10 protein-coding genes and 1 pseudogene are annotated in these 9540 nt (G+C 47.3%); 3 read left to right on the top strand and 8 right to left on the bottom strand.

Annotated features, from left to right (window positions below):
• Positions 1 to 56: 56 nt before the first annotated feature.
• The 6 genes from ACI4WN_RS05315 to ACI4WN_RS05290 form a co-directional block, all read right to left on the bottom strand.
• On the bottom strand, positions 57 to 827 hold the full coding sequence (locus ACI4WN_RS05315; protein ID WP_439777285.1) for a hypothetical protein: 771 nt from the start codon (positions 825 to 827) through the stop codon (positions 57 to 59).
• Positions 828 to 932: 105 nt separating this feature from the next.
• Positions 933 to 1745: a phosphonate ABC transporter, permease protein PhnE gene (phnE, locus tag ACI4WN_RS05310; RefSeq protein WP_009558636.1), complete on the bottom strand. Its 813-nt coding sequence runs from the start codon at positions 1743 to 1745 to the stop codon at positions 933 to 935.
• The gene (gene phnE / locus ACI4WN_RS05305; RefSeq protein ID WP_439777284.1) at positions 1745 to 2545 is read right to left on the bottom strand and encodes a phosphonate ABC transporter, permease protein PhnE; all 801 of its coding nucleotides are present in this window, start codon (positions 2543 to 2545) and stop codon (positions 1745 to 1747) included. The genes phnE (ACI4WN_RS05310) and phnE (ACI4WN_RS05305) overlap by 1 nt, the downstream gene beginning before the upstream one ends.
• A 2-nt stretch (positions 2546 to 2547) precedes the next feature.
• Positions 2548 to 3318 carry a phosphonate ABC transporter ATP-binding protein gene (gene phnC / locus ACI4WN_RS05300; RefSeq protein WP_439777283.1) on the bottom strand — a complete coding sequence of 257 codons (771 nt, stop codon included), beginning with the start codon at positions 3316 to 3318 and terminating at the stop codon, positions 2548 to 2550.
• A 113-nt stretch (positions 3319 to 3431) separates the two neighbouring features.
• The gene (locus tag ACI4WN_RS05295; protein ID WP_439777282.1) at positions 3432 to 4373 is read right to left on the bottom strand and encodes a phosphate/phosphite/phosphonate ABC transporter substrate-binding protein; all 942 of its coding nucleotides are present in this window, start codon (positions 4371 to 4373) and stop codon (positions 3432 to 3434) included.
• 378 nt (positions 4374 to 4751) lie between these two features.
• Positions 4752 to 5225 (bottom strand): universal stress protein, encoded by a 474-nt coding sequence (locus tag ACI4WN_RS05290; RefSeq protein WP_008462976.1) that lies wholly within the window; start codon positions 5223 to 5225, stop codon positions 4752 to 4754.
• Positions 5226 to 5412: 187 nt separating this feature from the next.
• Here ACI4WN_RS05290 and ACI4WN_RS05285 point away from each other — a divergent pair, with 187 nt between their 5' ends.
• On the top strand, positions 5413 to 6210 hold the full coding sequence (locus ACI4WN_RS05285) for a tyrosine-protein phosphatase (protein ID WP_439777281.1): 798 nt from the start codon (positions 5413 to 5415) through the stop codon (positions 6208 to 6210).
• Here the strand turns inward: ACI4WN_RS05285 and ACI4WN_RS05280 are convergent.
• Complete coding sequence (locus tag ACI4WN_RS05280) at positions 6199 to 6681, bottom strand: PTS sugar transporter subunit IIA (protein WP_439777280.1); 483 nt, start codon at positions 6679 to 6681, stop codon at positions 6199 to 6201. The two genes, ACI4WN_RS05285 and ACI4WN_RS05280, sit on opposite strands and share 12 nt — an antisense overlap.
• A 171-nt stretch (positions 6682 to 6852) precedes the next feature.
• Here ACI4WN_RS05280 and ACI4WN_RS05275 point away from each other — a divergent pair, with 171 nt between their 5' ends.
• A complete protein-coding gene (locus ACI4WN_RS05275; protein ID WP_439777279.1) occupies positions 6853 to 7326 on the top strand; it encodes a nucleoside 2-deoxyribosyltransferase in 474 nt (157 codons plus the stop codon).
• A 92-nt stretch (positions 7327 to 7418) separates the two neighbouring features.
• Here ACI4WN_RS05275 and nagA read toward each other — a convergent pair whose 3' ends face one another.
• Positions 7419 to 8570: an N-acetylglucosamine-6-phosphate deacetylase gene (gene nagA / locus ACI4WN_RS05270; protein WP_439777278.1), complete on the bottom strand. Its 1152-nt coding sequence runs from the start codon at positions 8568 to 8570 to the stop codon at positions 7419 to 7421.
• 194 nt (positions 8571 to 8764) lie between these two features.
• On the opposite strand from nagA, the pseudogene ACI4WN_RS05265 reads away from it, so the two are divergent.
• A pseudogene (locus ACI4WN_RS05265) lies at positions 8765 to 9540 on the top strand (TIM-barrel domain-containing protein); the annotation flags it as partial.

Raw genomic sequence — 9540 nt, 5'->3', positions numbered from 1 at the left:
CTCTCTGGTTGACATTGTTTTGGGCTGCAAACCTCTTCGGTTGATATCATTTTGGGCTACGATCCTCTCTGGTTGATATTGTTTTGGGCAAGTCTCCCCCAACTTGACTCAACCAAATCGTTTTTTCTTAAAATCCGCCCCCAATCTATGTCAACCGACTCCTTTTTTACTAAAAATTGCCCCCAATCTATGTCAACCGACTCCTTTTTTCCAAAAATCCGCCCCCGTTTTATGTCAACCGACTCTATTTTTCCAAAAATTTGCCCCCAATCTATGTCAACCGGACTCTTTTTTCCTAAAATTCGCCCCCAATCTATGTCAACCGACCCCATTTTTCCAAAAATCTGCCCCCGTTTTATGTCAACCGGACTCTTTTTTCTAAAAAATCTCCCCCAACTTATAGCAACCATCTTGGGTTGACACAACTTGGGGGCAAAATCATGACCGGTTGAGTCAACTCGGGGGCAAAAATCAGCAAAATCACCGTCGGTTGATATACTTTGGGGGCAAAAATCGACAAAATTGCGGCCGGTTGACATACTTTGGGGGCAGAAACTAGCAAAATCGCGGCCGGTCGACATACTTTGGGGGCAAAAAACGACAAAATCGCGGCCGGTTGACATACTTTGGGGGCAAAAACTAGCAAAATCGCGGCCGGTTGACATACTTTGGGGGCAAAAATCAGCAAAATCGCGGCCGGTTGACATACTTTGGGGGCAAAAATCAGTAAAATCGCGGCCGGTTGACATACTTCGGGGGCAAAATTCAGTAAAATCGCAGCCGGTTGACATATTTCGGGGGCAAAAACCACGCACCCGCGCCGCCACACAACAACAGCACCACCGCCCCGCACCACACACACCAAAGCAAAAAGACCAAAGCACCGCGGTGCTTTGGTCTCTTATTTTTAAGGATATATTCAATAATTAAGCTTAAACCAGCTTCTTCCGGATAGCACCGGAGATCCAGTCGATGATGACCACCATCACGATGATCCCGAGCAAGATGATGCCGACCCGGCTCCATTGCCGGTAGTTCAAGGCGATCATCAATGGGTAGCCGATACCGCCGGCCCCTACCAAACCTAAAACGGAGGCAGAACGGACGGACACGTCAAAGCGGTACAGGGTGTTGGACACCAAGGCTGGCATCAGGTCCGGCATCGTAGCAAAAACAGCTACGTTGAACTTGGACCCACCAACGGCAGTGATGGCTTCGCTTGGGCCGTCGTCCAAGCTTTCGATAGCTTCAGAAAAGAGCATGGCCAGCATCCCCACTGAGTGGAAGCCCAAAGCCAAGGCACCGGCTGGTGCACCAGGCCCAACGGCCTTAATGAACATCAAGGCCAAAACGATTTCTGGGAAGGATCTGATAAAAGTCAGCACGATCTTCCCACTTTCTGATACCCAGAACTTTTTGTGACGGGTGTTAGCTGCCCAAAAGGCAAAAGGTATAGAAATAATGGCTGAGATAAAAGTCCCCAAGAAGGCGATGCACAGGGTTTGCCAGAGCTGAGACACCAAGTCTTCGCCTGAGCCGTTATAAACGTAGGACCAGTCCGGGTGGAACAAGCCGTTAAAAATGGCGCCGGTGATCTGGCCAGCGGTTGGCTTAATCCCCGTAAAGTCCAGCCCCGTGCAGGACCAAATTAAGACTACGATCGCTAAAATCCAGCTGAGCCACTTGACTGCTCTGGTCTTGGCCGTGACTGGCTTTGGCGGTAATTTCTTCATTGTCGTCTCCATTAGCGCATCAACGCCTCCCTTGCCTTAGTTGAAATAAAGTCGATGACCAAGACTACCAAGAAGATAACCAGGATGATCATCCCCGTCTGGTTGTAGCTGAACATGTCCAGGGTGTTCTTCAGCTGCAAGCCGATACCGCCGGCCCCGATGTAACCCAGAACCGTGGAAGCCCGGACATTGATTTCAAAGGCGTACAAGGCGTAGCTGATAAAGTAAGGCATGATCTGCGGCATAACAGCAAACATGATGTTGTTCATCCCATTGCCGCCGACCGCCTTGATGGCTTCACTTGGACCGGGATCGATGGTTTCAATTGCTTCGTAAAAAAGCTTCACGACCACGCCAAAGGTGAAGACCGTCAAGGCCAAGATACCGGCTACCGGCCCAATCCCAACGATGGCAACAAAGATAGAACCTAAGAGCAAGTCAGGAATGGTTCTGATGATGTTCATGATGAAGCGCAAAACGCCGGTAATAATCTTGTTGTGGACAATGTTTCTGGCGATCAAAAGTGAGTAGATGAAGGCCAGTGCTGACCCGATCACCGTACTGATGATGGCCATCTTGATGGTTTCAACCAAGTAAGGAATGGCTGTGCCGGCGTAAGACCAGTCAGGCTGCGCCATTTGCACGAAGATTTCACCAAATTGGTCGAAGTTGGCAAAAAATTCTGGCAGGCTCGTCCCGGTGTTTTGGACGGATAAAACCAAGCCCACGATCATCAAGATGACCCAGACCCAGTTCCACATCTTAAACTTCTTCTTGGGAAGCTTTAACATGTCACGATCTGTTTTGGACATTGTTAATCTTCCTCCTTACCCGTACCACCATTGTAGATGCTGTCAAAGACGGATTGTGGCGTGTCTTCCATCTTGCCGTCGTAGACGATTTCGCCGGCCCGGACCCCGATCACCCGGTGGCCAAATTCCTTGGCCAGTTCGATGGAGTGCAGGTTGGCCACAACGGTCATGTTGTACTTTTCATTCAGCATCCGCAAGTCTTCCATTACTTGGTGGGAAGTCTTAGGGTCAAGAGAAGCAGTTGGTTCGTCGGCCAAAATAATTTCTGGGCTTTGAGTCAATACGCGGGCGATAGCCACTCTTTGTTGCTGACCACCAGAGAGTTCGTCGGCTCTTGAGTAGACTTTTTCCGCCATATCCACGCTTTGCAAGGCTTCATAAGCTCTTTGCTTGTCTTCATTCGTGAACAGGTTAAAAGTGGTCTTCCAAGTTGGGTAGTAAGCCAGGCGCCCGGCCAAAACGTTGCGCAAAACGCTTGAACGCTTAACCAGGTTGAAGTTTTGAAAGATCATCCCGATCTTGCGCCGCATCAAGCGCAGGTTCTTGCCCTTAGCTTGCGTGATGGATTCGCCATCGATCAAGATGTCGCCTTCAGAAATATCGTGCAGGCGGTTGATGGACCGCAGCAAGGTTGACTTGCCGGCACCAGACAAACCAACGATCACGACAAATTCGCCCTTGTTGATCTTCAAGTTGATGTTCTTCAAACCAACGGTACCATTGTCGTAGACCTTGGTCACGTTCTTCATTTCAATCATCGGCTGTTCTGCCATTGAATATAACTCCTTAAAAATTTTTTGCCTAATCATTGAAAATCGTGTCCTACATGAAGTGGGGCACGATTTTCACTATCAGTATTTAATTGATATCTTGTTATCAAGTCCTACTACTTAGTAGCAGCCATCTTGTCGTACTTCCGTACGATGTTAAAGTCTGAGTCCTTAGCAGGAGTGTAGCCTTCGTGGCTGTAGATGCTTTCGATGATCTTCAGACTCTTCTTGTTGTTGCGCAGGGATTCAAAAGCCTTAGTCAGCTTCTTCCGGAAGGCACTGCTCATGTCTGAACGAACGGAGATGGTGTCGTTAGGGATACCCTTAGTGAAGTAGATTGGAACAACCTTCTTCATGATGTTTGGTTGGTCAGCCAAAACAGTGTTACGTGCGTCTTCGAAAGTGAAGGCTGCGTCAACGTCGCCGTTAAGAACGTCAAGAACTGCTTGGTCGTGGCCAGTAACCGTTACTAAGTTAGCGTTGCCCTTCTTGGTCAAGTCCAAACCCTTTTCCTTCAATTCAGCGATTGGGAAGATGTAGCCGGCAGAAGAAGTAGCGTTTTGAACGGCAATCTTCTTGCCCTTCAAGTCCTTCCAGCTCTTGATCTTTGAGCCCTTCTTAACCAAGATTTCTGCCCGGTAGAACTTAACCAGCTTGTTGGTTTGCTTACCGCCTGGTTGCTTGATGCCGTAACGCAAAGCTTGAAGCAAAACGTCAGCAGCCTTTTGCTTGTGGGCTAATACGTAGCCATCTGGTGGCAAAAAGCCAACGTCAACCTTCTTGGACTTCATGGCTTCAACAACCGTGTTGTAGTCAGTTGACATTGAGATCTTAACTGGAACGCCAAGCTTCTTAGAAAGAATGCTTTCAAGTGGCTTAGCCTTAGCTTCCAAAGTAGAAGCAGCCTGACTAGGCACGAATTGAATGGTCAAAGGGTGTGACTTTGATGGAGCGTAGCCCTTTGAGGAAGATGATGACTTGCTAGATGAGCAAGCAGTTGCCAAAACAGCAGCAGCAACAGTTACAGCACCAAACAGTGCCTTCTTGAACTTTTTCATTAGTTCCCCCTGAAAAATGGATAATGAAATAAACAGTACAACAGCAACATAAGCAGCCAGACTTTGAAGTTTCGTCTTTAACCGCTCATACGGAACAACAGTCGATATTAATTTGCTTTCTTCTTCTGCGTTCTTGAACAATTCTAACAGAAATATTCGGGTTTTGGCAAGAGTTTTTGTAATTTTTTCCAAAAAGGATTGCGCTATTCCAATTAGCGATTCTAAAGGTTAATAAAATTTTGCAAATGACATGTAAAAATGTAAAAAGTTAACTGAAATCCGAACAAAAGTAAATTCGATGTTAAGAAAAACAAAAATAAAAGAACGTTTGGATTTTATTCCAAACGCTCTCTTTTTAAGTTATACTCTTACCATAGACTACTTAGCGGGCATGTTGTTGACGTCGGTTCTGACAATCAAGACGTCGGCCATGGCGTGTTGGTTAACGTATTCGGTAACTGACCCCATCAACATTCTTTCAACGGCGTTCAAACCGGTAGCCCCCATCACGATCAGGTTGTTGCCGTGGTCCTTGATGAAGTCGTAAGAAAGGATGCGCTTTGGGCTGCCGTAGCGAATGTGGTAGTCCAGGTCGTCAAAGCCGATGTTGTCATGAGCCCATTGCTTCAAGCTCTTCAGGTATTCTTCTGAGTCTTGAGTCATTTGGTAAATGGTGTCACCAGAAATCAAGGTGTCTTGCATTTCGCCCATGAATTGTCTCGTGTCGATGACGTTCAAAACGTCGACATGGTAGCCATTGTTGGCAGCGATCTTCACTGCCTTGTCAAAAGCACGTTCTGCGGATTCAGACCCGTCAACAGGTACTAAAATTTTGATTTTTTCTTCAGTCATAGTGCTCATCTCCCGTATTCTGTATGTCTTTCGCTTACCTCTATTTTAGCATAACTTTCACTTTTTAAGGCGCTTTCGGAAAAATGTTGTTTTATTTATGTAAGCCCATTTTTCAAAAAGGTAAAAGACGATAAGAACGAAAAAATTTTTAGTTGAGAATCGATAATATAATAGGAAGGAATTTTTTATGCAATTAAATCAGCACCTGCTCCAAATCCAAGGTGGCCGGAACTTCCGGGAACTGGGCGGCTACAAGACCATCTCCGGCAAAACGGTCAAAAAGCACAAGTTAATTAGAAGCGGCCACTTGAGCGACTTAACCAAAGAAGACCGGGAATACCTGGAAAAATATGGTCTTAAGTATGACGTTGACTTAAGAACCAGCTTTGAGCGCAGCAAGCAGCCAGACCAAGAGCTGGCGGGCGTCAGCTACTTTGCTGATCCCGTTTTTGACGAAGACTTGACCGACTCCACGATGAGCATTTCGGACATGGCCAGACAAAGTGCTAAAGACAGCAACTGGGGCTACCAAAGAATGCTCTGGGCCTACCAGAACATGGCTACAGGGAAAAATGCCAATCAGGCTTACCGCCACCTGTTTGAGCTGCTCTTGGGCAATGAAAAAGAAGGCGAAAGTGTCCTTTTTCACTGCACCGCCGGCAAGGACCGGACTGGCTTTGGGGCCATCTTGATCCTATCTGCCTTGGGCGTACCGATGGCAACTATTGAAAAAGACTACTTGTACACCAACCAAGCAGTTAAGGGCTTTGTGGATCAGCTGCTGGCCAAGGAGGAGGCCAAGGGGGCTAATGAAAACCTGCTTAAGACCTTCCATGATCTGCAGACTGTTCAACCAGCATATTTCGACTACTTATTTAAGACTATCAACCAACAATATGGCAGCATTAATGCTTATTTGCATCAGCAAATTGGACTGTCTAACAAGGACTTGCTGGATTTGCGGGAAATCTACTTAGAAGATTAGTCTTTTTTCCAAAAAGTCATAGATTGCTTGGGGATCAGTCAAGGCAAAGAGCTCCTTTAGTTCACTAGGATCTGCCTGACTCAAATAAGTCATAGTCTGGGACAAGAGCTGAGCTTGACCATCAGCCTTGTCATCCAGCAGCATGAAACAAAAGCCCACCGGCAGGCTGACCTGGGGGTCAACCATGCTGTGAAAAGTTACTGGCTTGAGCAATTTGATTGGCACCAGGCGGTCTTTTTTAACAAAAATCCCCTCAGTATGGGGAAAGGCCAGGTTTGGCAGGTCTGCACCCAAATTTTGGCTGGACAAGCCAGTTGGGTAGTCCTCTTCCCTTTCAATCACCTGGTCTAAAAAGCCGTCTGCTATCAGCCCCTCTTTTAAGAGTCTTTGGTAGACTTGGGTAAAGAGGTCTTCTTGGTCTTCAGCATCAATCACAAAACAGCTTGCCGGATCCAGCATTTTTTCAGTCATTGCTATCGCCTCACCTTTTCATGCACTAGTTACTTCTATTATAGACATGTTTTTTCAAATCTATTAAGCGAAAAACGTTTTTTCTGAGAAAATTCTGACAAGAGCTCGTTAAACTATGATAAAGTAATAGAAGCACAAGATTTGCTAAAAGTAAGGAAGGAAATACTAAATATGCCAAAAAAGACGATCTACTTCGGCGCTGGCTGGTTCACTGACCGCCAAAACAAGGCCTACAAGGAAGCAATGGAGGCCTTGAAGGAAAACCCAACCATTGACCTGGAAAACAGCTACGTGCCTTTGGAAAACCAATATAAGGGTATCCGGGTTGATGAACACCCAGAATACCTGCACGACAAGGAATGGGCTACGGCAACCTACAACAACGACTTAAACGGGATCAAGACCAACGACGTAATGCTGGGCGTTTACATCCCTGATGAAGAAGACGTTGGCCTGGGCATGGAACTGGGCTACGCCTTGAGCGTGGGTAAGTACATCCTCTTGGTCATCCCTGACGAAGACTACGGTAAGCCAATCAACCTGATGAGCTGGGGCGTCAGCGACAACGTCATCAAGATGAGCGAATTGAAGGACTTCAACTTCAACAAGCTGCGCTTCGACTTCTACGACGGGGCTGTTTACTAAACAAGAAAATTAAAGTCAAACATAATTAAATACAATATAAAAAAGCAGCCTAAGCTGCTTTTTTGTTTATCTTACTTTATCTATCTTTCCTTTTACTTTTCATAAGCCACTTGCCCTGCCAAGTAGGTCTTCTCCAAGGTCAGGTCGCTGTTCAAGACCAAGAAGTCAGCCGGCAAACCGGGGGCGATTTGGCCGCACTGGTCCAGCAAGTGGTGGCTGCGAGCGGCGTTGTAGGTCGCCATTTGGATAGCCTCTTGCTTAGTTACCAAACCCCAGTCAACCAGGTTCTTGACGCCATTCTTCAGCTCCAGAACGCTGCCGGCTAAATTGTCGCCGTCTTTTAGCCGGGCCATGCCATCCTTTACGTAAACTGGCAATTCACCCAAGATGTAGTCGCCATCAGGCATCATGCCGGCTTCCATGCAGTCGGTAATCAAAACGATGTGTTCAACCCCCTTGGCCGCGATCAGAGCCTTGATGGCCGGAATGGCTACATGGTGGCCATCGGCGATCAGTTCATTGTCCATGTTGTCTAAGGCCATGGCCGCATTAGCGATATTTGGCTGATTGTGGGAGAAGTCCGGCATCCCGTTGAAGGTGTGGGTAAAAATCTCCGCTCCCGCTTGCGCCGCTGCCTTAGCTTCATCATAGCTGGCACTGGAGTGGCCCAAGGCGATCATCACCCCGCGGCTGGTTGCGTAGCGGATGAAGTCGGTTGTCCCTGGCCGCTCTGGTGCCAAGGCGATCTTTTTCAGCATCCCTTTAGAGGCCTCCAGCCAGCGGTCCAGGTCTTCCCTGTTTGGATCCAGCATGTACTTAGGATTTTCCGCCCCGGCATGTTCTTCCGTAAAGAAGGGACCTTCAAAGTGGATCCCCTGGATTCTCGCGCCGCTTTCCTGCTCCTCATGGTCAGCAAACATCTGGCAGACCTCCGTCAATTGGTCGCTTGAAGCCGTCACGGTCGTTGGCAGCCAGCTGGTCACCCCGGCGCTTAAGAGGGCCTTGGACAATTTATCGATCCCGGCCCAGTCGCTCTTCATCACATCTTCTTTAACTGAGCCATGGATATGGGTGTCAACGTAGCCTGGCGCTAATTCATAGCCAGAGTAGTCAACGATTTCCCCTTCTGGGCGGTCATTTTCAGGGTAATAAGCCCCAAATTTGCCGTCAGTAATTTCCAAGTAGCCGCCCTCTTCTACGGCCTTAGGCAGGTAGAAGCGATCAGCGTGAACGTAATAATGCATCTTTTTCTCCAATCTATTTTCCAATTTCCTTACAATTGGTATTGTCCAATTTTTAGTCTTCTTTGTCAATGAAAATTAGCCATTATCATTTGCATATACCATTACTTTTTGTCAGTTATTTAATTACCCTCCCCTTTCTAACGCCTTTTTGGCTATAATTAAACTAGAGACATTATCAAGTAAAGGAACTTATTATGAACGACTTGCAAACCTCTAAGCACCAACTTGGTTCTTTAGTTGGCGTCAATAAAAAAGATAATTACTTTGAACTTCATTATGCAACCGGCGAAGTGGCCCGGGTCTACCTGATTAGTGACGGGATTTTCCGCTACTGGCTAGACCCCAGCCAAGCCTTTGCCGAAACTAGCGACATGCTGGTCACGCCCCAGCCTGATCCCGCCTATTTCCAAAAGGCCCATGCCCATGCCACTAGCGACATGTTCATCATCACCGTTGGCAGCTACAAGCTGATCTTCCAGCAAAAGACCGCCTTGTTCAGCATTTTTGACGAAGCAGTCCACCGGACCCGGGTTAGCCAGGTTGCTCCTCTATTAATCAGCGGCAAGCACACTACGGAAATTATTAAACAAAGCCCGAATGAATACTACTATGGCGGCGGGGTCCAAAACGGCCACTTCAGCCATAAGGGTGAAAAGGTCCTAATTAAGACTGACGGGATCACTGGCCAAGATGGGGTCTTGGCTGCCGTACCTTTCTTTTGGACTAATTCTGGTTTTGGCGAATTCCGCAATACTCTGGCTCCTGGCAGCTATGACTTTGGCAGCCAAAATGAGCAAGTAGCCATCTTAAAGCACCGCAACCCGGTCTTTGACAACTTCTATATAATAGGAAGTTCTCCACAAGAAATTTTGCAAAGATACTACTCTTTGACGGGTCCTGCCCTGATGCCGCCACGCTTTGCCCTGTCCTTTGGCCACCTGGGCAACTTCTTGGATCCAGCTTGGAAGAA

The sequence above is a fragment of the Lactobacillus sp. genome, assembly GCF_051893255.1.
GTDB lineage: Bacteria > Bacillota > Bacilli > Lactobacillales > Lactobacillaceae > Lactobacillus.
The sequence above is the reverse complement of the archived record's forward strand: the minus strand, read 5'-3'. Positions and strand labels throughout refer to the sequence as shown.